Raw genomic sequence first — 23,566 nt, forward strand, 5'->3', positions numbered from 1 at the left:
CTGCCCCCCCCTCACCCCGGGCGGTCGGCCGCCTTCGCGGGCCGGCCACCGTGACGGCGCCGCAGCACGGCCACCCCGGCCAACGCGACCACGCAGAGCCCGGCCAGCAGCACCTCCGGCAGCACCCCGACCCGGGTGGCCAGCGTGCGCCCCTCGGTCAGCGGCAGCTGCCGCACCACGACGGCACGGGTGTTGAACCCGGTGGCATCGCTTACCCGCCCGTCCGGGGTGACGAACCCGGACACGCCGACCGTGGAGGCCATCAACGCCGGCCGCCCGTGCTCCACCGCCCGCAACCGCACCATGGCCAGCTGCTGGCGCGCCTCGGCCACGTCGAAGGTCGCGTTGTTGGTCTGCACCACCAGCAGCTGCGCCCCGCCGAGAACCGTGTCGCGGACCAGCCCGTCGTAGGCGACCTCGAAACAGATCACGTCGCCGAGCACCACCGCGCCGGTGCGCATCACGCCCGGTTCGGCGCCGGCCACGAAGTCCGACCGGACCCGGTCGACCTGCTTGCTGACCATCCGGGCGACGTCGCGCAGCGGCACGTACTCGGCGAACGGCACCGGATGCCGCTTGATGTACAGCTGCTCCAGGTCGGGGCCGCTGCCCGGGCGCCACAGCAGCCCCGCGTTGCGCACCTGCCCCTGCTCCGGCCCGACCAGCACCGCCCCGACCACGATCGGCACGCCGACGGCGTCCGCCGCGGCGGAGATCCGCGCCCCGGCGGCCGGGTTGCGCAGCGGGTCGATGTCGCTGGAGTTCTCCGGCCACACCACCAGGTCCGGCCGGGGCCGGGTGCCGACGGCCACCTCGGCGGCCAACTCGATCGTGGCGTTCACGTGGTTGTCGAGCACCGCCTGCCGCTGGGCGTTGAAGTCCAGCCCGAGCCGAGGCACGTTGCCCTGCACGATGGCCACGGTCACCGCGTCACCGGGCCGGGCCGCGGCCACCGGCACCAGCAGACCGCCGGCGAGCACCAGCAGCACCGCCGCGGCACACCCGGCGGCCGGCGCCCACCACCGCCCGCCGGTCGTGCCCCGGCGGGCCCGGACCAGCCACCAGGCCCCGGCGGCGAGCAGCCCGCCGGTCAGCGCCACCGCGAACGTCACCAGCGGCGCGCCGCCCAGCGCGGCCAGCCGCAGCAGCGGCGACCCGTCCTGGCTGAACGCCAGCCGCCCCCATGGGAAACCACCGAACGGGGTACGGTCGCGCAGCGCCTCCTGCCCCACCCACAGCACACCGGTCAACGCCGGCCACGCCGCCGCGAACCGGTCGGCCAGCGGCGACACCCACGCCGTGGCCAGGCCCAGCAGCGCCAGGTAGCCGGCCTGTAGCAGCGACAGCAGCACCCACGGCAGGTAGCCGGTGTGCAGGTTCGTCCACGACAGCAGCGGCGCGAACAGCGCCAACCCGGTCAGGAAACCCAGGCCGGCGCCGGCCCGCAGCCGCCGCCGGTGCGTCGCGGCGGCCAACAGGGCCACCCCCACCGGCGCCAACGGCCACCACCCGTACGGCGGGAACGCCACCAGCAACGCCAGCCCGGCGGCCACCGCCATCGCCACGGCCACCGGCAGGCGGATCGGACGCAGACCGGATTCGGGGTGGCCCGGCGGCACGGGCGCGGCGGCACGGTCCACGGTCGTCACGGGCGAGTCGGGCGGGATCACGGGGCGAAGGCTACCCGGCCGCCCCCGTCACATCCGCGCCGCCGGTCGCCCCGGCGGGCGGGAGTCCCCCCGGGGCGTACCTGGGCGGCCCGCTACCGGCGGCGGGCCAGCAGGACGGCGTCGTGGACGACGATGTCGTGTCCGTCCGGGTCCACCGCGGCCCGGGGGCGGCTCTGCGCCACCAGCACCTCGAAACGCCCCGGGTCGAGATCCGCGGCGACCTGCTCGGCGGTGTACATCATCTCCGGGTAGTGCATGCGGTGGGCCGTGGTACGCAGATCGTGCGGATGGTGCCCGACGATCAGCAGCCGACCGCCGGACGCGACCGCCGCGGCCAGCCGGGCGAACAGGTCCCGCCGCGGCTCCGCCGGCAGGTGCATGAACTGCGCCGACACCAGGTCGTACGCGCCCTCGGCGGGCGACCAGCGCAGCAGGTCGGCGTGGGTCCACTCGATGCGCTCGGCGATCTGCCCGCCGGCGGCCTTGGCATGCTCGGCGGCCCGCGCCAGCGCGGTGGTGGAGATGTCCACCGCGGTCACCGTCCAGTCCCGCCCGGCCAGCCACACCGCGTCGGCGCCCTCGCCGCTGCCCACGTCCAGGGCCCGCCCCGGGGCCAGCCCGGCGGCCTCGGCGACCAGTTGCGGATTGGGCCGGCCGCTCCACACGGCCGGCTTGGCCTGGTAGCGCTCCTCCCAGGCCGCCTCGGTGAACATCTGCGCCCGCTGCCGCCGGTGCTCCATCACCGCCAGGCGGGTGTCCTCCTCGACCAGGTCCCCGTTGATCGCCGCGCCGGCGAGCATGCCGGCCCCGGCGGCCCGGATCACCTGGGCGAACAGGTCGGTGACGTTGCCGGCCACCCACACCCCCGGCACGGCGGTGGCGCCGGTCGGGTCGGCCGGGATCTGCCGCCCGACGACGTGACCGGCCACCTCCAGGTCGACCGCCGCCAGCCCGAGGGAATCCAGCAGCTCCGAGCGGGCGGTCATCCGCGTCGCGACCACCACCGCGTCGAGCGCCACGATCTCGCCCGAGGCCAGCCGCACCCCGGTGAGGGTGTCCCCGGCCACCTCCAGCGCGACCACCGGGCCGGGCACCACGGTGATGCCCCGCGCGGCGAACCGTTCGATCTCCTCGGCATCGGGTGCCGGGCCGTCATGCAGCAGGAGCAGCACGTGCGGGCTCCACTGCCGCCACAGCTGGGCGTGATGCGCCGCGAGAGGCCCGGTGGCCAACACCCCGACCCGCCGGTCACGGACCTCCCAGCCATGGCAGTACGGGCAGTGCAGCACGTCGCGGCCCCACCGCCCGGCCAGCCCGGGCACGTCGGGCAGCTCGTCGACCAGACCGGTGGTGACCAGCAGCCGCCGCGCCCGCACCGTACGCCCGCCGTCCACGGCGACCACGAAGTCGGTGCCGTCACGATCCACGGCGGTGACCGTCCCGTCGACGATCTGCCCGCCGTAGCCGGTGACCTCGCCCCGACCGGCGGCCACCAGCTCCGCCGGCGGCGTGCCCTCGCGGCCGAGATAGTTGTGCACCCCGCCGGCCGGTGCGTTGCGCGGCTCGCCGGCGTCCACCACCAGCACCGTGCGCCGCGCCCGGGCCAGGGTCACCGCGCCGGCCAGCCCGGCGGCCCCGCCGCCGACCACCACCACGTCGTACCTGTCGTCCATCCGTGCCTCCTCCTCGGACCCGTCGGTACACACGCTGCCCCCGATCCCCGCAGGCGACAAGTAATGTTGCTGTTATGGCAAACGACGAGGCGGCGGTTCTGGCGGCGGTGGGTTCCCGGTTACGGGCGCTGCGCAAGCGGCGCGGCACCACCCTGAGCGACCTCGCCGACACCACCGGCATCTCGGTGAGCACCCTGTCCCGGCTGGAGTCGGGGCAGCGTCGACCCACCCTGGAGCTGCTGTTGCCGTTGGCCCGCGCCCACCAGGTGCCGCTGGACGAGCTGGTCGGCGCGCCGACCGTCGGTGACCCCCGGATCCGCCCCCGCGCGATCGTGCGACACGGCATGACGTTCCTGCCGTTGACCCGCCGTCCGGGCGGTCTACAGGCGTTCAAACAGATCCTGCCGCCATACACCCCCGCCGACCCGCAGCCGCAGTCCCACGAGGGCTACGAGTGGCTGTACGTGCTCTCCGGCCGGCTGCGGCTGCGCCTCGGCGAACACGACCTGACCCTCGCCCCCGGCGAGGTTGCCGAGTTCGACACCCGGGTGCCGCACTGCGTGGCCAACCCCGGCCCGGAACCCACCGAGGTGCTCAACCTCTTCGGCCCGCAGGGCGAACGCCTGCACGTGCGGGCCCGCCCCGCCGCCGGCTGACCCGGCCGGTCGACACGAAATCGGGGCGCGGCATACGCCGCGCCCCGATGCTCCCAGGCCCTCCCCGGCCGGTGCGGCGAGGATGTGGCACGCCGACCTTCGGACCGACCAGACGGCGACTGGCTGCCCCCGCCGGGCCGTTGTCTACTGGCCGTGCACCCCACCCTGCCCGTACACCGGTATCCGCGGCCGGTTCGCGCCGCCCCGCCGACCCCCGCCCGCTGGACCTGGCCGCCGCGACGAACTGCTCGATGTCGCTCGGCCAGCGGACGAAGGGACGAAGCGAACAACAGCCGCTTCCCGTGGTAGGACTCAAAGACGGTACGTGGCCCACCCCCGGCCTTGTCAACCCACCCCCGACGAGTCGCCGCACCGCCCCGGCGTGTCGCCTCGCCGGCCACCGGCCGCACCGGTCTCACGACTCGCCGGCCACCTCACCGGCAGCCGGCGGCACCGGGCGGTCGACTCAGCCGAGCAGCGGGCGCAGCAACGCCCGGACCGCCGCCGGGTGTTCCGCCGCGAGCAGCCCGGCCGCGGCCAGCACGTAGTCGCCGTCCACCACCGGCCGCGCCGCCCGCGGCAGCGCCCACCGCCGGCGTGGTCGGCCAGCACCGCGGCCAGCACCCCCGCCGCGTCGGTGTCGCGGGCGTGCCGCAGCACCCCGCCGGAGCCGACCAGCAGCCGCACGTCCCGCAGATCCCGCCCGGCCCGCTCGCCGGTGCCCACGCCCCGGGCGTGCCGGCGCAACGCCACCGTCGCCGCCAACGCCGCGATCCGCGCATCCACGGCCCGACCCGCCGCGTCGCCCGGCAGGAACCCGGGCTCGGCGGCCCGGGCCGCCGCCGCGGCCGCCAGCCCGTCGCCCTCGCCCGCCGCGACGAGGCGTTCCTCGACGGCGGCCCGGACCACCCCGGGGGCGCTCCACCGCATGCCCAGGTCCCCCTCCACGGTCCGCGCCCGCCACAACGCGCCGGCCACCTCCCGACCCGGCCCGCTGGCCCGCTCGTCGGGGGTGAGCACCGAATACACGTCCGTGGTGGCCCCACCCACGTCGACCACGGCCAGGTCCCCACCGGCCACCTCGGCCAGGGCCTCCACCCCGGTCAACACCGCGTCCGGGGTCGCCGCCCGCACCAGCCGGGCGAACCGGCCACCCCGCGACAGCCGCTTGCCACCGATCACGTGCCGCAGGAACACCTGCCGGATCGCCGCCCGCGCCGACACCGGCGCCAGCACCCCGATACGGGGCAGCACGTTGTCGGCCACCGTCACCGGCACCCCCGCCCCGGCCAGCAGCCCACCCAACCCGTCCCGGACGTCGACGTTGCCGGCCAGCACCACCGGCACCCGCCAGCGGGCCCGCGCCAGCCGCGTCGCGTTCTGGGTGAGCGTGTCGGCGTCCCCGCCGTCGGTGCCGCCGACCAGCAGCACCACGTCCGGGCGGGCCGCCCGCAACGCGGCCAACTCCACCCGGCCCAACCGCCCGGCCGCCACGTGCACCACGTCCGCCCCCGCCGACAGGCCCACCCGCCGGCCCGCCTGCGCGGTCACCAGCGGCTCGTAGCCGATCACGGCCAGCCGCAGCCCACCACCGGCCGACGAACACACGTACCAAGGGACGTCACGGACCCCCAGCGGCGCGGTCGCCGCCGACACCGCGGCGTCCAGGCCGTGCAGCACGTCCGTGCCGACGGTGGTCGGCCTCGTCGCCGCCGCGACCAGCCCACCGCCGTCGAGGTCGACCACCGCCACCTTCGTGTACGTCGAGCCGACGTCGGCGCAGACCGCGACGCTCACGCCGGCGCGGGCACGACCACCGTGCCGGTGGCGGTCACCGCCACGATCGGCGGGTCGAGGACCTCCGCCGCCGACTCCCCCCGATCCGGCCGGCCCCGGCACACCACCCGGACCTCGAAGTCGATCCCGCGGCTGCGGGCGCCCACCCGGGTCACCGTCGCCACCACCTCCACCACGTCACCGGCCCTCATCGGCGCCTTGAACTGCACATCCGAATAGGACGCGAAGAGCCCCTCGTCGCCGTCGGTACGGATGCACACCTCCGTGGCCACATCCCCGAACAGACCCAACGCGTACGCCCCGTCGACCAGATTGCCCGCGTAGTGCGCGTGCCCGTACGGCACATACCGACGGTGCGTCACCGTCACACCCAGCCGCTGGTCGGTCATGCCACCTTCGCCTTCCGGCCCGTGATCAACGCGTGGACCAGGTACGACGCCACCTCACCCGGAGTGGTGCCCCGGCCGAAGATCCGGTCCACCCCCAACTCGGTGGCCTGCGACTCGTCGAACCGCGGCCCGCCCACGATCAGCAACGGCCGCCGGCCCGCCGGCATCGCCTCCCGGAACGCCGCCGACATCTCCCGCGTGTTGTGCAGATGCGCGTCGCGCTGCGTCACCACCTGCGACACCAGCACCGCATCGGCCCGCGCCACCCGCGCCGCCTCCACCAGCTCCGGCACACTGACCTGCGCACCCAGGTTCGTCACCGACAACTCCCGGTAGTACTCCAGGCCCTTCTCCCCGGCGATGCCCTTCACGTTGAGGATCGCGTCGATGCCGACGGTGTGCGCATCCGTGCCGATACACGCCCCCACCACCGCCAACTTGCGGCGTAACCGCCGCTTCACCACCGCGTTGACCTCCTTGGCGGACAACAGCGGAAAGTCCCGCTCCACCACCTGCACCGCCGACAGGTCCACCAGATGGTTCACCCGCCCGTACACCACGAAGAAGGTGAAACCGTCACCCATCTGCTTGGCGTGCACCAGCATCGCCGGCTCGATGCCCATCCGGTTCGCCAACTGGATCGCCGCGCCCTCGGCCCGCTTGTCGCGCGGCACCGGCAACGTGAACGACACCTGCACCATGCCGTCACCGGTGGTGTCCCCGTACGGCCGAACGATCGTCTTGGTCATCGCTTCTCCAGGATCCGGCCGACGAGCCGCCACATACCGCTCGACGGGTTTCGCCGATGATCCGAACCCGTCGGATCGAGTTCCTCGGCGCGGGCGAGCGCCCCGGCCAGACCGGGTGCGAAGTCCGCGAAGTCCAGCCGGGTCTTGTCATACGCCGGCACGTACCTCTTCAACCGGTTCGCCACATCCGGATAGCCGGCGCAGTATGACCGGCAGTCCGCATGATGCAGCAGCAGCCACAACTCGAAGCACGGATTCGACACCGCCAGATGGACGTTCCGTCGCCGCGCCTCGACTGCGGCGGATTCGATGTCGAAGTCGTCAACGTCCACGACGCACCACACCTCGTCGAAAACGCCCGGATGCCGGGCACGATATCCTGCCGCCGCCCGTACGAGGGCGTCCGGTGCAACACCGTCCTGGCGAATCTTGACGGTCAGACCGCTGCTCCGCGTCACGCGCTTCAACCCATCGAGGTAGGCCGGCTCGGTGCGGGCAGCACCACAGAAGACCAGAACCGTGTAACGGCGATCCAATACCGGACGCCGCCGGCCGCCGTGATTCTCACGCCGCGGCATCGTCGCCCCGCGCCCGACGGACTGCCGCCCGGAAATCCTCGTCCGAGAGCAGCGGTACGGCCCCGTAACTGCCGGCCAGGTAGCGCCCCTCGGTGTTCTCGTTCTTACGTGGGTGGAAATCGGTGAGCGGGAACAGTCGAGTGGCACCCGAATCCGGTGTCTTCTCGACGAACCAGATCTCGTCCCGGGAGAGCGTCTCCTCATCCAGCAGCGTCGGATCATGCGTCGTGAAGACCAACTGCGCGCCACGGACGTTCGTCTCGTCGTCCCGGAACAGGTTGATCAGCCGGGCCGTCAGATGCGGATGGAGGCTGGCGTCGACCTCGTCGACCACCAGCAGCCCTCCCGCGTCGAGGACGTCGACGGCGTCCACGACAAGGGAGATCCAACCCCGGGTCCCCGCCGACTGCTCCTCGATGCCCAGGCTGACCGACGACCCCCGGTGGTGAAAACGCAGGCTCGGTCGGGCATCCGGCATCTCGCGCTCCAGGACGACTCGTGCCCTGCGGATGAACTCCTCGCTGCTCAAAAGCTGATCAATATCATCGCTATCGGGGAAGAGCTCGTTAAGGTGGTCAGCGGTGAGCCGCAGATGAGCCTCCTGGACAGTCACGTCACGCAGACCCAGATCGGCTGCCTGGATGAGGGAGACCAAGGCAGCGGCGCGATCCGTTCCCAGCCGCCTGATCAGGCTCTCACCTGCGGGGTCGTTGTCGACTGCCCCGAACCGGATGCCGGTTCGGAACCACCGGTAGACGGGCTGCACCTCGGCGAGGTCGTTGTGAGCGGCGACGCTAAGGAACAAAGCGTTACCGCGGGTGTGCCGCGCCAGCAGTTCACCGCGGGTGCGATGCTCCGGAACAGTGGAGCCGAGCCGGATGGAGCCCTGCTCACGCTCGAAGATCACCCGACGCCGGTTGTGCGGATACGCATAGAGCCACTCCTCGACAACGCTCTCATCGTCGACCTCGACGCCATACGTGTAGCGGAGACCCTCGACAAAGATCTCGACACAGAACAGCGACGACCGACCAGAAACCGCCGGATCGAGCCGGAAAGGTGCCCGCGGCACACCGCTTCCCGGCTCCCACCACGCGTACGACTCCCGGACCGCGGTCTGTAGCCAGCGCAGCGCGTCCAGCAGATTCGACTTGCCGGAGGCGTTCGCGCCGAAGATCGCCGCCACCGGCACCGCCGGCTTGCTCTTGTCGTACGCCGGGATGAGCAGGAACTCCTGCTCATCCCGGATCGACTTGTGGTTGACAACCCGGAAGCTACGCAGCATCGCCGCCACCCCGGACAGTTTCGAGCATCATCTCGCAAGTAAATCGCACGAAACGCTCGCTGTCTGCGCTCAACATGCTGCCTCAAGAATTTCGGTGGCCGGGTTGTAGTAGTCGGGCTCGTGCCGCGCCACCCCACCCAGACCCTTGCCCCGGTCCGCCGGCCGCTTCATGATCCCGAACGTGCCCTCGGCGATCGCCGTCAACAACGACTGCTCACCGATCCGCTCCAGCAACCCCACCGCCGCACCCAGAACCCGCTGCGCGCGCTGCTGGATGAACCCGCCCGGTGCCGGCACGAAATCCTCGTGCAACCCACCCGCCGCACCCAACACGTACCGCACGTTCTGCAAGGCGATGTCCCGATCCGACAACCACGGCGTCACCACCGCCTCGGTCATCATCCCCACCAGCAGAATCCCCTGCCCGGTCATGGCGCCCACCAGGTTGAAGAACCCGTCCAGCAGATTGCCCCGGAACACGTCACCGGTCATGTGCTTCGTCGGCGGCATCCACTTCAACGGCGCCTCCGGAAACAACTCCCGGGCCAGCAACGCATGCGCCAACTCCAACCGGAACGACTCCGGCACATCCGGATTGATCTCGAACGCGTGCCCCAGACCCAACTGCCAGTCGGCCAACCCCGCCTCATGCGCGAAATACTCGTTGAGCAACTGCGACACCGTCACCGTGTGCGCCTCATCCACCGCATCGGCCGTGGTCAGGTAATTGTCCTCACCGGTGTTGATGATGATCCCCGCCCGGGCGTGCACCTGCCGGGAGAACCGCTGGTCCACGAACGTACGGATCGGATTGATATCCCGGAACAGGATCCCGTACATCGAATCGTTGAGCATCATGTCCAGCCGCTCCAGACCCGCAAGCGTGGCCATCTCCGGCATGCACAACCCCGACGCGTAGTTCGTCAGCCGCACATACCGGCCCAACTCCTTCGACGACTCGTCCAACGCCGCCCGCATCAACCGGAAATTCTCCTGCGTCGCATACGTGCCGGCGAACCCCTCCCGGGTCGCCCCCTCCGGCACGTAATCCAGCAACGACTGCCCCGTCGACCGGATCACCGCGATCACATCCGCCCCGGCCCGCGCCGCCGCCTGCGCCTGCGGAATGTCCTCGTAGATGTCCCCGGTCGCCACGATCAGATAGATCCACGGCCGCTGCGCCGGATCCCCGTACCTCTTCACCAGCCGATCCCGCTCCGCGCGACGCCGGTCGATCCGACGGACCCCGGCCGCCACCGCCCGACGGGCCCCCCGCCGCGCGACCGTCGCGGCCCTCCCGGTCGGCTGCCCGAACCGCACCGACCCGGCCGCCGCCTTCTGCGCCAGCAACGTCACATCGGCGATACCCTCCCGCGCCAGCGCATCGAACACCGGCACCGCCACCCCGTGCCCCAACCCCACATCGGCGACCACCACGTCCACCAGCCGGTTCACCCACGGAATGCCATCCGGATCAGCGCCGCTCACCCCCGCCAACCGCAGCACCGCCCGCTCCACCGACACCGTGGTGTGACTGCGCGCCAACTCCACCACCGGCCGCCCGGCCCGCCGCGCCAACTCCCGCGCCCGCGTTACCAGCACCGGATCCAGATCCAGCTTGCCCGACACGCCGCCGGCAGCCAGCCGCACACCCGCGCCAGCGGACCGCCCGCTCTCCTCGCTCACGAAGGCCCTTCCTCGTAGATCACCTCACCGCGCAGCACCGTGGCCCGGCACACCGGCAACGGCGTCGGATCCCCCGCACCCCGCGCCTCCGGATCCTCGGCCTGCAACACCGGCAGGCCCCGATCCACCCCGGCCGGCGTCGACCACACCGCGAACGTCGCCGGCGCACCCAACGCAAGCACCCCCTCGCTGTCCAGATGCACCGCCCGCCACCCACCCCGGGTGTGCGCCGCGAACGCCGCCCGCACGCTCATCCGCTGCGCCGGGTTGTGATGCGCCGCCGCCGCCCGCACCGACCCCCACGGATCCAGCGGCGTCACCGGCGAATCGGAACCGAACGCCAACGCCACACCCACCCCGTGCATCGCCCCCATCGGGTTCGACGCCAGCGACCGCGCCAACCCCAGCCGCGTCTCGTACATCCGGCCCGCGCCACCCCACAACCGGTCGAACGCCGGCTGCATCGACGCCACCACCCCGAACTCCACGAACCCGGCGATCAACCGCCGATCCATGATCTCCGCATGCTCCACCCGGTGCCGCGCCGCCCGCACCCGATCCGTGCCCAGCTTCTCCGCCGCCCCCGCGAAACCCGCCAGCACCGTCGAGATCGCCGCGTCCCCGATCGCGTGGAACCCGCCCTGCATCCCGTGCGCCGCACAGTCCAACAGATGATCACGCACCTGCTCCGCGCTCAGATAACCGTGACCACACCCCGACCCGTCGGCGTACGCCTGCGACACATGCGCCGTACGCGACCCCAACGCCCCGTCGGCGAACAGATCACCACCGGCGCCCACCGCACCCAGCTCCCGGGCCCGCGCCGCGCCACCCAGCTCACCCCAGTACCCGTACACCTCCGGCACCCCCGCACCGGAGAGCGCCAACAGGCCGGTGAAGTCCTCCTCGTCGGAGATCTCCGGCCCACCACACTCGTGCACCGCCGCGATCCCCAACGACGCCGCGTGCCGCAGCGCCACCCGCTGCGCCGCCACCCGCTGCGCCCGCGTCACCGAAGCCCGCGCCACCGCCCGCACCACATGATGCGCGTCCCGCCGCAGCCACCCCGACCCGTCGTACCCGGGCACCGCCACCGCCTCCGGACAGTCCGCCAACAGCGCCGACGACACCAACGCCGAATGGATCGACGCCTGCGACAGATACACCCGCCGACCACCGGCCGCCCGCCCCAACTCCGCCGCCCCCGGCGGCAGCGGCGCCGGCCACGTCGACTCGTCCCAACCGTGCCCCAGCACCACCGCCTCCGCCGGCAACCCGCCCGCGAACACCGCCACCGCGTCCAGCAACTCGCCCGCCGACCGCACCCCGGACAGGTCCAGCCCCGACAACGCCAACCCGGTGTCGCTGACATGCACATGCGCGTCCACGAACGCCGGCGTCACCAGCGCCCCGTCCAGCTCCACCACCCGGTCCGCAGCCGGGGCGTCCGCGTCCGCGCCCAACCAGGCGATCCGCCCGTCACGAACCAACAGCGCCGTCGCGGACGGATCCGCCGGGCAGTGCAGCACACCGGCGCGGTACAACGTCGAGGGGTTCTTCGTCATGGGCTCAGTCTGCCGCCAGCCGGGCCTCGAACAGCCCACGCACCCCCGGCTCGCCGCGCAGCAACCCCAACGCCAGCTCCGCGTGCCCCGGCACGAACCCGTTGCCGACCAGCATCGTCACGTCCGCCGCCAGACCCTCGGCGCCCAGGGCCGCCGCCGCGAAGCTCGTCGCCATCGAAAAGAAGATCACCGTGCCGCCGTCCGCGGTCGCCAGCACCGCGCCATGCTCACAACCCGGCACGTCCACGCAGACCACCGTCACCTCCGCCGGCACCCCCAGCGCCGAGGTCACCGCCGTGGACAACGCCACCGGATCCCGGGCGTCGGCCACCGCCACCGTGTCAGCCAGGCCAGCCGCCACCAGCGCGTCCCGCTCCGCGGCCACCGGCACCACCCCCACCGTACGACCGGCACCCGCCCGCCGCGCCGCCGCCAGCGACAGCGAACCGCTCTTGCCCGCACCGCCGATGACCGCCACCGTCACCGGCCCGCCCCCCGGCTGCGCCGCCCGCTCGGCCACATACCGCGACACCACCCGGGCGGTCAATGCCGGCGCGCCGCACACGTCCAGCACCGCCAGGGACAACTGCGGGTCCAGATCCTCCGGCAGCACCGCCGCGATCGACCGGGCGAACAGGATCGCCCACCCGTCGCAGGGCACCTGCTCGCTGCGCCCGTCCCAGCGGGCCAGACCGTCGGTGACCACCAGCGGGGTGAGCGTCAACGACACCAGCGTGGCCACCCGCTCGCCCGCCTTGAACCCCAGCGGGGAACGGCGGCCGGCCTCCTCGACCGTGCCGATCAGCATGCCGCCCGACCCGGTCACCGGGTTCTGCATCTTCCCCCGGGTCGAGATGATGTCGAGGACCTCCGCGCGGACCGCATTGCCGTCGCCGCCGTGCTTCTCCGACAACTGCCGGAAGCTCGCCGCGTCCAGGTTCAGCCGCTCGATCCGGATACGCACCTCGTTGGGCGCGATCTCCCGCCGCGCGTCCAACCGCCAAGCCGCCTGCGGCAGCACCCCCGCCGGTTCCACGACACGGTGCAGACCCACCGGTGACGTCACGCCGACCTCCCCTGTCTAGTCGCCTGAAAGCCCTGACCTGGACTCGCGTGGCGGGAAAACTTCCGGCAGACTAATTTCTTCACCGGATATTTTCCAGTAGCCTTCGGTCCGCTGATCATCCAGGTCCGCCGATCATCCAACCAGAGGAGGGGCCGTGACCCAGACCCAACCGCCGGTGCAGACCATCATCCCGGCACCCCAACCGGCCCCCGCCGCCACGCTCACCGGCCAGCCGTACGAATACCGCCGCAACCCGCTCGTCGAACCCGACTGGACCCGCTTCCCCGGCTGGCGCCACGTCACCCGCGAGCAGTGGGAGAGCGCCCAGTGGCAGCGCGTCAACTGCGTCAAGAACATCAAGCAACTGCGCACCGTGCTCGGGGACACCGTCGACGAGAGCTTCTACGCCGACCTCGACGCCGACCAGCGCGCCCTGGCGACCATGTCGATGCTGGTACCACCGCAGATGATCAACACCATGGTGCCGTTCGCCCCGCTGACCACCGAGGCGTTCCTGGCCGACCCGATCCGGCGCTACATGATCCCGGTCGCCTCCGACCGGCGCACCGACTGGCCGTCGCACCCGTACGCCAGCCGCGACTCACTGCACGAACACGACATGTGGGTCGCCGAGGGCCTCACCCACCGCTACCCCACCAAAGTCCTCGCCGAGCTGCTCTCCACCTGCCCGCAGTACTGCGGGCACTGCACCCGGATGGACCTGGTCGGCAACTCCACCCCCGCGGTCGACAAGCTCAAGCTCACCCTCAAGCCGGTCGACCGCTACGACGCCCACATCACCTACCTCAAGGCCCACCCCGGCGTACGCGACGTGGTCGTCTCCGGCGGCGACGTGGCCAACGTGCCATGGCGCAACCTCGAGTCGTACCTGATGCGCCTGCTGGAGGTCGGCACCATCCGCGACATCCGGCTCGCCACCAAGGCCCTCATGGGCCTGCCCCAGCACTGGCTCCAGCCCGACGTGGTCGAGGGCCTGGAGCGGGTCGCCCGCACCGCCGCCCGGCGCGGAGTCAACCTGGCCATCCACACCCACGTCAACCACGCCCAGTCGCTCACTCCGCTGGTCGCCCGCGCCGCCCAGACCGCCCTCGACGTCGGCGTACGCGACGTGCGCAACCAGGGCGTGCTGATGCGCGGCGTCAACGCCACCAGCACCGACCTGCTCGACCTCTGCTTCGCGCTACAGGGCGAGGCCGGCATCCTGCCCTACTACTTCTACATGTGCGACATGATCCCCAACGCCGAGCACTGGCGGGTCCCGGTCTGGCACGCCCAGCAGCTCCAGCACGACATCATGGGCTACCTGCCCGGCTACGCCACCCCACGGATCGTCTGTGACGTGCCCTTCGTCGGCAAGCGCTGGGTCCACATGATCACCGAGTACGACCGGGAACGCGGCATCTCCTACTGGACGAAGAACTACCGCACCTCCATCGAATCCGCCGACCTGGCGGCGCTCAGCAAGCGCTACGCGTACTACGACCCGATCGACACCCTGCCCGAGGCCGGGCGGCAGTGGTGGCAGACCCACCGCGACGACTGATCAGCCCACGGACGACAGTCGGGCCGCCGGATCATCCGGCGGCCCGACTCTGCGATGGGGTCACTTCGTGAAGGCGTCCCGGGCGTTGCGCCCCGCGTCCTTCATGTTCTCGCCGGCCTTCCGCGCCCGAGCCTCGCTCTGCTCGGTGGCGCCCTCGGCCCGCATCCGCTCGTTGTCGGTCATGTCGCCGATGCGCTCCTTGGCGGCGCCGCTCATCTCCTCGACCTTGTTCTTCGCCTTGTCGGTGAAGCCCATGTCGCCTCCTCTGAAATCCGCCGTGGCGAGGCGGGTGGCCCCGCTTCGTTGGTGTGCCCTTGACTCGTCGGTCAAAACCCGTGCGCTGGGTCACATCGCGTAGTGCATCCTAGGACACTAGGGGAACGGCTGGACCGCTCGGCTGGTTAACTGGACGGATGGGACAGATCCTGCTGATCCGGCACGGCGAGACCACCTGGAGCGCCAGCCGACGACACACCTCGTACACCGACCTGGAGCTGACTCCCGACGGTGAGCGCCAGGCCCGGATGCTCGGCCCGGTCCTCGCCGACCAGCGCTTCGCCGCGGTGCTGACCAGCCCGCGCAAGCGGGCGCTCTGCACCGCGCAGTTGGCCGGGCTGACCGTCGCCGACACCGACGACAACCTGGCCGAGTGGAACTACGGCGAGTACGAGGGACGCACCACCGCCGAGATCCACGACGAGCATCCGAGTTGGAGCGTCTGGACCGACGGATGCCCGGGCGGGGAGTCCCCCAACGAGGTCGGCGAACGCCTCGACCGGCTGCTCGCCAGGGTGCAGCCCCTGCTCGACCGGGGCTCCGTCGCCGTGGTCGGGCACGCGCACTCGCTGCGCGTGCTGGGCGCCCGCTGGATCGGTCTGCCGCCCTCGGCCGGCGGGCTGCTCCGCCTGGACACCGCCACCCTCAGCCTGCTCGGGCACGAGCACGGGCGGCGGGTCATCCTCCGGTGGAACCAGCCCGCTCCCCCGCCGGCCGAGACCGGGTCGACGGCCCGGCACTGACCGGCGGCGGCCGGCGCGCCGCCGGTCACGCCACAGACGATCGGCTCCGGTCCCGCGTCACCGCCGGGACCGGAGCCGTTCATGGCGTGGAGGGATCAGAGGTAGCGCGACGCCTCGTCGACGAAGTGCTGCGCGTACCCCTCCGCCGGGATGTCCCCGAGGTAGTACTTCTTGAGGTCCCGGCGGGTGCTGGCCAGGGGATCGCTGCCGAGCAGGTCGTCCAGGGCCGCGTCGAGTCCCTGCACCCGGCCGCCGTACGCGTCGATCACGTAGCTCGCCCGCCCGAGCGGGAACTCGTCGGTGAACCTGACCGCCGGCGTCGAGACGGCGACCATCGCGAACGGCTTCTCCGAGTACAGGTAGTCGGCCACCACGCTGGACACGTCCGACACCATCACGTCCGAGGCGTTGAAGCAGTCCACCACCGACATCGTCGTCTCGGCCTGCTCACCGAAGACGTGCGGCCGGCCGTTCGTCCGGCGGTCCTCCGCCAGCAGCGCCCGGATCCGGTCACACTCCCGGGTCAGCTCCGGGGAACGCCGGCTGTACGGGTGCGGCCGGAACACCACACTGCACCCGCGGTCGACCAGCGCCTTGATGATGTCGTAGCCAACCAGCAGCGACGAGTAGTTGGAGTCGGTGTAAAAGCCGGCCCACGTCGGGGCGTACAGGACCCGTGGATTGGCGATCGAGGAGATCGGGCCGGTGGCGATGGCGACGTTCTCCACCTGGGGGCGGCCGACGATGGAGAACATCTCCCTCGGCATGCTCACGCCGTTGGCCGCGAAGCGGTCGACCGCGGCCTGACCGGCGACGAAGTTCCGGTCGTACACCCGGAAGACCGGGTTGTGGCTCGGCACCTTGTCGCTGTCGCCGTGGTTGAGCTGGATGTGCGTCAGGTTCGTGTACCGGATGACGTGGTTGTTCTTCGTCGCGGTGTTGACGTAGAAGGCGGCCCGCAGCGACGGGGCGATGACGTCGTCCAGCTCGGTCAGCCCGGACCGGAGGACCACCGGTGCCTTGGTCAGACCGACCACCTCGTTGAAGTTGGCCTCGCTGCGCACCAGCACGAAGTACTTCCGGCCCAGGCGCTCCAGGTAGGGCAGCCACATCGCGATCTGGTAGGCGGTCCCGGCGGGCGCGTTCCAGTGCACGAGGAAGGCCGGCTCGTAGGCGGTCAGCGCGGCGTGCAGCTTGGTCTCGGTGTTGTGCCGGGCCCGCACCCGCTGCACCGCCTGGAACCCGGTGTACCCGACCAGCCCGAGCGCCGCCGCCGACACCGCCAGCACGATCACGCCGGGCGCGTTGGTGAACGCGCAGCCGACGGCCACCAGCACCGCGACGCCGTTGACCAGCACCGCCCGGCTGGTGTTGGGGCGCAGCGCGCGCTGCGAGTCGGTGCCGGGCAGGTGGGCCGAGACGGGGTAGACCGAGCGGGCCGCGGCTCCCATCGGCGACTCGCCGAGCACCGCCAGGGCAGCGAAGCCGACCCCGGCGGCCAGCGCCGGGTCGAGGCCGCCGTGCACCGCGCCGAGCAGGTACGCGCAGGCGAGCAGGAGCATGCGCGACACCACGGACGGCCCGGAGGGCACCGAACCACCGCTGAACACGCCGCGCCACGTCCAGGCCAGCAGCCCGACCGCGAGCAGCGCCGGGGGAAGCGCCCAGAGGCGGGAATCCCCCACCGCCGCCAGCAGCACGGCGGCGAGCGCCAGCACCTCGGCCGACAGGATGGGCAGCCGTCCCATCAGCCATCCGCTGAACCCGGAGCGGGCCGGCTTGGAAGTCGTCGTCACCGCCGGACCCCCGTCGAGGACGCGTTGATCCGCAGCGCCCGGCTGACCCGGCCCCGCCAGTTCGCCAGGAAGTTCTGCTGCAACTTCAGCTCCTTCTCCAATTGACTTACCCGCTCCTCAAGGCTTTTCAGTCCGCGTGGCTCGCGGAACGGTGGTTCGAATGCGTACTCGGGCCGCAGCAGGTCGCCCTCGTGTCCCTGCCGCAGCCAGCGCAGCCGCGACATCACCTGCCGCCGCCCGACGACGTCCGAGGCCATCAGCGTGTGCACCGGGCCGGGGAACTTGGCGGCGGCGAGCGCCTTGTCGTAGGCCGGGTTCTCGTTGCCCGGCTGGAACACGTGCGCCAGGTCGTTGTGCTCCAGGAAGCGCAGGTAGGTCTCGAAGGTCTCGACCTGCCGCGTCGCGAAGACGTCGAAATCGGCTTCCTGGTACAGCTGCTGGGCGTCGATGTCCGGCGGCAGGTCGGCGTAGAGGCGGTAGGGGATGCCGTGGTACTCCGCCAGCTCGACGGTGCGGGAGTCGTGGGCCAGCACGACGGCCGGCGTGCCCGCCAGCACGGCGGCCACATTGCCGTGAATGCGGGTGCCGAACGCGAAGTGCTGCTCGGCCATGAATTTGACCCACGTCGATGCGTCCACGAAGAACCGCATGCGGTCGTTCTCGTAGAGAGGATGGTCGGTGTGGATGGGCATCCGCTTGTTGGAAACCTTGGCCGGGTTCTCCCCCCACAGCATCAGGGCGAGCCGCTGATGCTGCTGCGGCACGATGACGCTGTTGGGATAGCGGTTGGTATTGGCTTCGACCAGCCGGTCGACCCCCTTGACCTTCGGGGTGTACGAGATGGCCATCGGGCTGTCGTAGCCGAGATAGTCGACCTTGCGCACCAGCGGTCCCAGCGGCCCGTTGCCGAACATCGACGGACACCCGATCACCCGCACGTGCTCGTCGCCGAAGCCCAGGTACTTCAACATGCGGGCGGTGTACTCGCCACGGACACCGATGGAGGCGGAGCGGTCGAGGACGGCCCGGGTGAACCGGGTGACGATCTTCTTGTAGTCGTCGGGCAGCGTCTCGAACTCGGTGCCGTACGGCAGCTGGGCGCCGATGCCGACCACGGTGACGGGGATCGTCAGCCGCTCGATGACCTCGGCGAGCCGCTCCAGGTGCGGCAGGAAGGTCGCCCGGTACGAGTTCGCCATCGGCAGGACGAACCGGTCGAACTCCTCGTTGGTCCGGTTGATGTAGGTGGAGAGATGCACCGGCCGTTCGTGCACGTAGGCGTTGGCGACCACCTCGGCGTCGGGCACGCTGATCACCCGGTACACCGCGCTGTAAAACAGCATGTTCCCAGAGTTCGACCCGAAGACACCCAACCTGGAGGTGGAAAGGCTCTGTTCGTGCGACAGTGCTGTCAGCGGATTCTTGCCGGCACGGATGAGGATACGAGTCATGAGCGGACTCCGGGCACCGTCCGGCTGAACCGCGACCGCATCGATCGGTACATCTCATCCTCCCCTTGACGACCCGCAAGCTGGACTCGAACGGCACTCGAATGGCCGAGTTCCACCAGATGACGCCGGGCGTCGGGCCCGGCGTCTGCTCGCGATCGGGTCTCACTTCCGCAGAATCAGGGATGGATCCTAGCTTCGTCGGCTGGGAATCGGCGGCACCGGGGGGAGGGTGTTGTCTACCGCCCTCGACCGCTTTGGCGCGGTATCGTCCGGCTGACCGACGCGACGGGGACGGGTCAACCCGCCGGCTCGGCCGGAGCGCCCCGGTGCCGGTGCGGACCCGCCGGCTCCGCGCTGGTCTTCGGCGGGCGGTGCTCGTACGGGGTGGAGAGGACCACGGTGGTCCGGGTGGTGACATTGGCCGAGGTACGGATCTCCTGGAGCACCCGCTCCAGGTCCGCCGGACCGGCCACCCGCACCAGCAGCAGGTAGAAGTCCTCCCCCGCCACCGAGTAGCACGAGTCGATCTCCGGCAGGTGGGCCAGCCGCTCCGGCGCGTCGTCCGGCTGCGACGGGTCGAACGGCCGGATCGCCACGAAGGCCGTCAGCGGCAGGTCGAGGGCCTCGAAGGAGACCCGGGCGGCGTAGCCCTTGATCACCCCGCGCTGCTCCAGCCGGCGCACCCGCTGATGCACGGCCGAGACCGACAGCCCGACCTTCTCCGCGAGGTCCGTGTACGACAAGCGCCCGTCCGCGGTGAGCGCGGTGACGATGGCCCGGTCGATCTCCTCCACGGCGTGCAACCTACCGGGAAAGCGCCACCAGCGCGACGACGGGCCCGCCGGGCGTCGCGCTCGGCGGGCCCGTCGTCGCTTTCGGTCAGCCCCTGGCCAGGGACCGGGAGATGACCAGTCGCTGGATCTGGTTGGTGCCCTCGACGATCTGTAGCACCTTCGCCTCGCGCATGTAGCGCTCCACCGGATGGTCGGCCACATAGCCCGCGCCGCCGAGCACCTGCACCGCGTCCGTGGTCACCCGCATCGCCATGTCGGTGGCGAAGAGCTTCGCCTTGGCCGCCTCGATGCAGTACGGCCGCCCGGCGTCGCGCAGTCGGGCCGCGGCGAGCGTCAACGCCCGGGCCGCGGAGATCTGGGTGGCCAGGTCGGCCAGGGTGAACCCGAGGCCCTGGAAGTCGATGATCGACCGGCCGAACTGCTGGCGCTGCCGGGCGTAGTCCACCGCGTAGTCCAGCGCCGCCTGGGCCAGCCCCACCGCGCAGGCGGCGATCCCCAACCGGCCGGAGTCCAGGGCGGACATGGCGATGGTGAAGCCGGCCCCCTCGCCGCCGACCAACCGGTCGGCCGGCACCCGGACGTCGTCGAAGGCGAGCTGCGCCACCGGCGAGGAACGCAGGCCCATGGTGCGCTCGGCCGCCTGCGGGTGGATGCCCGCGGTGGCGCGGTCGGCGAGCAGGCAGGAGATGCCCCGGGGGCCGGGGCCGCCGGTGCGGCAGAAGATGTTGTAGAAGTCGGCCGACTGGGCGTGGGTGATCCACGCCTTGGTGCCGGAGACGACGTACGCGTCGCCGTCGCGTACCGCCCTCGTGGTCAGCCGGGCGGCGTCCGAGCCGCCCTGTGGCTCGGACAGGCAGTACGCGCCGAGCAGTTCGCCGCCGATCATGTCGGGCAGCAGCTTGCGCTGCTCGTCGGTGCCGAACGCGGCGACCGGGTGGCAGGACAGGGTGTGCACGCTGACCGCCTCGGCGACCGCGAGCCAGCGGCTGGCCAGGATCTCCAGCACCTGTAGGTAGACCTCGTAGGGTTGGCCCGCGCCGCCGTGCTCCTCGGCGTAGGGCAGGCCGAGCAGGCCGGCCCGGCCCAGGGTGCGCAGCACCTCCCGGGGAAACTCGGCGCGTTCCTCGAACTCGACCACCTTCGGGGCGAGTTCCCGGTCGGCGATCTCGGTGGCCAGTTCCAGCAGGTCGTGGGCCTCGTCGGTGGGCAGGATCCGGTCGACAGTCATAGCGCGATGAGCTCCGTGGGGGTGGTGTTGAGCCGTCGTACGCCGTCCGTCGTGCAGACGACGATGTCCTCGATCCGGGCGCCGTGCCGCCCGGCCAGGTAGATCCCCGGTTCGACGGAGAAGGCCATCCCCGCCGCCAGCGGGCGGTCGTTGCCCGCCACCACGTACGGCTCCTCGTGGCCGTCCAGGCCGATGCCGTGCCCGGTGCGGTGCAGGAAGCCGTCGCCGTATCCGGCGGCGTCGATCGGCTCGCGCGCGGCGGCGTCGACGGCCGCGGCGCTCACTCCCGGGCGGACCGCCGCCACGGCGGAGCGCTGCGCGTCCCACAGCACCGCGTAGTAGTCCAGGAAGTCGGCCGGCGGCCGGCCGCCCGCGACGTAGGTGCGGGTGCAGTCGGAGCGGTAACCCGAGGGCATGGTGCCGCCGATGTCCACCACCACCGGCTCACCGACGCCGATCGGCCGGTCGGCGGTCCCGTGGTGCGGGCTGGCCCCGTTCGGGCCGGCGGCGACGATGACGAAGTCGACCGTGACGTGCCCGGCGGCGCGGATCGCCGCGGCGATGTCGGCGGCCACCTCCACCTCGGTACGCCCCGGCCGCAGCCACTCGCCCATCCGCGCGTGCACGGTGTCGATCGCCGCGCCGGCCTCGGCGAGGGCGGCGACCTCCGCCGGCGACTTGTGGATCCGCAGTTCCCGCAGCACCTCGGAGGCGAGCCGCTGCCGGGCGTCGGGCAGCGTGGCACGCAGCGCGAGAACCTGCTCGGCCCACATCCGGTCGGCCAGCCCCACCGCACCGACCGGCCCGCCGAGCGCGGCGGTGACCAGCGGGTACGGGTCGGTGCCGTCGGCATGGTCGACGATGCGTACCCCGGTGTCCGGCGCCGCCTCCGCCGCCGGCCGTTCGAGGGTCGGCACGATCAGCGTCGGCTCCCCCTCGGCGGGCAGCACCAGCAGGGTCAGCCGCTCGCCGGCGTGCGCGTGGTAGCCGGTCAGGTACCGCAGGTCGGAGCCGGGGCTGAGCAGCAGCGCGTCCAGCCCGGCGTCGGCGGTGGCGCGCTGCGCGGCGGCCAGCCGCTGCCGCGGATACAGCTCCTCGATCCCCACCCGGTCAGCTTAACGTTCGTTTGGGGAAGCTGGGTCGAACGGGGCCGAGCCGAGGTTACTCGATCAGCCAGAGGCAGAACGGGTGGCCGTCCGGGTCCAGGCAGACCCGCACGTCCTCCTGCGGCTGGAACTCGGCCAGGGTGCCGCCGCAGGCCAGCGCGTGGTCGAGGGCGGCGGGAAGGTCCTCGACGCCGATCTCCAGGTGCATCATCATCTGCTGGCGGCCCGCCTCGGCCGGCCAGGTCGGGCGCTGGTACGCCCGCTCCCGCTGGAAGGACAGGCCCACCCCGCCGCCGGCCGGGCGGAGGATGACGTCGTCGGCCTCCTCGACCTCGATGTCCCAGCCGAGCAGGCGCGCGTAGAAGCGGGCCAGCGCGGCCGGGTCGGGCGTGTCCAGGTTGACCGTGGTCAGCCTCAGCCCGGTCGGTACGGTCATCGCGTCCTCCTGGTGGCGCCCGGCCCCGACGTGCCGTCCGCCGCGAACGTCGGTGGGTTGTGTCAGGCTGTCGGGCGTGGCACAGCAGACCCCGATCATGCTCGTCGACGCGCCCAGTCTCTACTTCCGGGCATATTTCGGCATCCCCGAGTCCGCCGCGAAGACCGCCGACGGTCAGCCGGTCAACGCGGTGCGTGGCTTCCTCGACATGCTCGCCCACCTGGTCCGGACCCGCCGGCCGGGGCGGATGGTGTGCGCGATGGACCACGATTGGCGGCCGGAGTGGCGGGTGGCGCTGCTGCCGTCGTACAAGGCGCACCGGGTGGCGCCCGAGGGCGGCGAGGTGGTGCCGGACACCCTCACCCCGCAGGTGCCGATGATCCTCGACATGCTCGACGCGCTCGGCATCACCGTCGTCGGCGCGGCCGGCTACGAGGCCGATGACGTGCTCGGCACCCTCTCGGTCAGCCAACCCGGGCCGGTCGAGGTGGTCTCCGGCGACCGCGACCTGTTCCAACTGGTCGATGACGCGCGTGGGGTGCGGCTGCTCTACATCGGGCGGGGCGTGGCCAAACTGGACGACTGCGACGACGCCGCGATCCGGGCCCGCTACGGCGTGCCCGCCGACCGGTACGCCGAGTTCGCGGCCCTGCGCGGCGACCCCAGTGACGGGCTGCCCGGGGTGCCCGGCGTCGGCGAGAAGACCGCCGCCCGGCTGATCGACCGGTACGGCGACATCGCCGGCATCCTCGCCGCCCTGGACGACCCGGCCGCCGGCTTCGCGCCCGGGCTGCGGGCCAAGCTCGTCGCCGCGCGGGACTACCTCGCGGTGGCGCCGAAGGTGGTCCGGGTCGCCCTCGACGTGCCGCTGCCGCCGCTGCCCACCGAGCTGCCGGTCGCGCCGGCCGACCCGGACCGGCTCATCGAGCTGGCCGAACGCTGGAACCTCGCCGGCTCCACCCGCCGCCTGGTCGAAGCCCTGACCACCCCCACCCCGTCTGGTCAATCAAGAAGTTCGCGTCACGGATCGACTGTTCGATGACGCAGGCCGCTTGATC

General features: G+C 71.9%; 20 protein-coding genes and 2 pseudogenes. 4 read left to right on the plus strand and 18 right to left on the minus strand.

What is annotated here, in order from left to right; translation table 11 throughout:
- Positions 1-11: 11 nt before the first annotated feature.
- From lnt to ACQPYA_RS16120, 3 genes and pseudogenes are all read right to left on the minus strand, one after another.
- A complete protein-coding gene (gene lnt, locus ACQPYA_RS16110) occupies positions 12-1,649 on the minus strand; it encodes an apolipoprotein N-acyltransferase (protein ID WP_433533510.1) in 1,638 nt (545 codons plus the stop codon).
- 113 nt (positions 1,650-1,762) lie between these two features.
- On the minus strand, positions 1,763-2,410 hold the full coding sequence (locus ACQPYA_RS16115; protein WP_433533511.1) for an SAM-dependent methyltransferase: 648 nt from the start codon (positions 2,408-2,410) through the stop codon (positions 1,763-1,765).
- Positions 2,411-3,343: pseudogene (locus ACQPYA_RS16120) on the minus strand (NAD(P)/FAD-dependent oxidoreductase); the annotation flags it as partial.
- Positions 3,344-3,417: 74 nt separating this feature from the next.
- Between ACQPYA_RS16120 and ACQPYA_RS16125 the strand changes: the two are divergent.
- On the plus strand, positions 3,418-3,999 hold the full coding sequence (locus tag ACQPYA_RS16125) for a helix-turn-helix domain-containing protein (protein WP_433527904.1): 582 nt from the start codon (positions 3,418-3,420) through the stop codon (positions 3,997-3,999).
- Between the two features lie 466 nt (positions 4,000-4,465).
- Here the strand turns inward: ACQPYA_RS16125 and ACQPYA_RS16130 are convergent.
- From ACQPYA_RS16130 to ACQPYA_RS16165, 8 genes and pseudogenes are all read right to left on the minus strand, one after another.
- Positions 4,466-5,796 (minus strand): annotated as a pseudogene (locus ACQPYA_RS16130) (glutamate mutase L).
- The gene (locus ACQPYA_RS16135; RefSeq protein WP_433527905.1) at positions 5,793-6,185 is read right to left on the minus strand and encodes a hotdog domain-containing protein; all 393 of its coding nucleotides are present in this window, start codon (positions 6,183-6,185) and stop codon (positions 5,793-5,795) included. The pseudogene ACQPYA_RS16130 and the gene ACQPYA_RS16135 overlap by 4 nt, the downstream one beginning before the upstream one ends.
- Positions 6,182-6,934, minus strand: coding sequence for an OAM dimerization domain-containing protein (locus ACQPYA_RS16140; RefSeq protein ID WP_433527906.1), 753 nt, complete (start codon positions 6,932-6,934; stop codon positions 6,182-6,184). Before ACQPYA_RS16140 ends, ACQPYA_RS16135 begins: the two co-directional genes overlap by 4 nt.
- Positions 6,931-7,512, minus strand: coding sequence for an RloB family protein (locus tag ACQPYA_RS16145; protein ID WP_433527907.1), 582 nt, complete (start codon positions 7,510-7,512; stop codon positions 6,931-6,933). The genes ACQPYA_RS16140 and ACQPYA_RS16145 overlap by 4 nt, the downstream gene beginning before the upstream one ends.
- A complete protein-coding gene (locus tag ACQPYA_RS16150) occupies positions 7,499-8,797 on the minus strand; it encodes an AAA family ATPase (RefSeq protein ID WP_433533512.1) in 1,299 nt (432 codons plus the stop codon). The genes ACQPYA_RS16145 and ACQPYA_RS16150 overlap by 14 nt, the downstream gene beginning before the upstream one ends.
- A 69-nt stretch (positions 8,798-8,866) precedes the next feature.
- Entirely contained in the window at positions 8,867-10,426 is a 1,560-nt protein-coding gene (locus ACQPYA_RS16155; RefSeq protein WP_433533513.1) for a lysine 5,6-aminomutase subunit alpha, read from the minus strand.
- 53 nt (positions 10,427-10,479) lie between these two features.
- Positions 10,480-12,048: an amidohydrolase gene (locus ACQPYA_RS16160; protein WP_433527908.1), complete on the minus strand. Its 1,569-nt coding sequence runs from the start codon at positions 12,046-12,048 to the stop codon at positions 10,480-10,482.
- A 4-nt stretch (positions 12,049-12,052) separates the two neighbouring features.
- Positions 12,053-13,102 carry a zinc-binding alcohol dehydrogenase gene (locus tag ACQPYA_RS16165; protein WP_433533514.1) on the minus strand — a complete coding sequence of 350 codons (1,050 nt, stop codon included), beginning with the start codon at positions 13,100-13,102 and terminating at the stop codon, positions 12,053-12,055.
- A gap of 166 nt (positions 13,103-13,268) precedes the next feature.
- Here ACQPYA_RS16165 and ACQPYA_RS16170 point away from each other — a divergent pair, with 166 nt between their 5' ends.
- Positions 13,269-14,678 (plus strand): KamA family radical SAM protein, encoded by a 1,410-nt coding sequence (locus ACQPYA_RS16170; RefSeq protein ID WP_433527909.1) that lies wholly within the window; start codon positions 13,269-13,271, stop codon positions 14,676-14,678.
- Between the two features lie 60 nt (positions 14,679-14,738).
- On the opposite strand, the gene ACQPYA_RS16175 is transcribed toward ACQPYA_RS16170, so the two are convergent.
- Positions 14,739-14,933, minus strand: a complete 195-nt coding sequence (locus ACQPYA_RS16175) for a CsbD family protein (RefSeq protein WP_433527910.1) — start codon at positions 14,931-14,933, stop codon at positions 14,739-14,741.
- A 158-nt stretch (positions 14,934-15,091) separates the two neighbouring features.
- On the opposite strand from ACQPYA_RS16175, the gene ACQPYA_RS16180 reads away from it, so the two are divergent.
- Entirely contained in the window at positions 15,092-15,697 is a 606-nt protein-coding gene (locus ACQPYA_RS16180; protein ID WP_433527911.1) for a histidine phosphatase family protein, read from the plus strand.
- A gap of 95 nt (positions 15,698-15,792) precedes the next feature.
- Here ACQPYA_RS16180 and ACQPYA_RS16185 read toward each other — a convergent pair whose 3' ends face one another.
- The 6 genes from ACQPYA_RS16185 to ACQPYA_RS16210 form a co-directional block, all read right to left on the minus strand.
- Positions 15,793-17,493, minus strand: a complete 1,701-nt coding sequence (locus ACQPYA_RS16185; RefSeq protein WP_433527912.1) for a CDP-glycerol glycerophosphotransferase family protein — start codon at positions 17,491-17,493, stop codon at positions 15,793-15,795.
- Positions 17,490-18,836 (minus strand): polysaccharide pyruvyl transferase family protein, encoded by a 1,347-nt coding sequence (locus tag ACQPYA_RS16190; RefSeq protein WP_433527913.1) that lies wholly within the window; start codon positions 18,834-18,836, stop codon positions 17,490-17,492. The genes ACQPYA_RS16185 and ACQPYA_RS16190 overlap by 4 nt, the downstream gene beginning before the upstream one ends.
- A gap of 404 nt (positions 18,837-19,240) precedes the next feature.
- Positions 19,241-19,738 (minus strand): Lrp/AsnC family transcriptional regulator, encoded by a 498-nt coding sequence (locus tag ACQPYA_RS16195; protein ID WP_433527914.1) that lies wholly within the window; start codon positions 19,736-19,738, stop codon positions 19,241-19,243.
- Between the two features lie 85 nt (positions 19,739-19,823).
- Entirely contained in the window at positions 19,824-20,966 is a 1,143-nt protein-coding gene (locus ACQPYA_RS16200; RefSeq protein WP_433527915.1) for an acyl-CoA dehydrogenase family protein, read from the minus strand.
- Positions 20,963-22,072, minus strand: coding sequence for a M24 family metallopeptidase (locus ACQPYA_RS16205; RefSeq protein ID WP_433527916.1), 1,110 nt, complete (start codon positions 22,070-22,072; stop codon positions 20,963-20,965). The genes ACQPYA_RS16200 and ACQPYA_RS16205 overlap by 4 nt, the downstream gene beginning before the upstream one ends.
- Positions 22,073-22,127: 55 nt before the next feature.
- Positions 22,128-22,508: a VOC family protein gene (locus ACQPYA_RS16210; protein WP_433527917.1), complete on the minus strand. Its 381-nt coding sequence runs from the start codon at positions 22,506-22,508 to the stop codon at positions 22,128-22,130.
- A 97-nt stretch (positions 22,509-22,605) separates the two neighbouring features.
- Here ACQPYA_RS16210 and ACQPYA_RS16215 point away from each other — a divergent pair, with 97 nt between their 5' ends.
- Positions 22,606-23,550 carry a 5'-3' exonuclease gene (locus ACQPYA_RS16215; RefSeq protein WP_433533515.1) on the plus strand — a complete coding sequence of 315 codons (945 nt, stop codon included), beginning with the start codon at positions 22,606-22,608 and terminating at the stop codon, positions 23,548-23,550.
- Positions 23,551-23,566: the final 16 nt, after the last annotated feature.

It is taken from the genome of Micromonospora sp. CA-263727, from assembly GCF_050942455.1.
In the GTDB taxonomy this organism is placed as follows: Bacteria; Actinomycetota; Actinomycetes; order Mycobacteriales; family Micromonosporaceae; genus Micromonospora.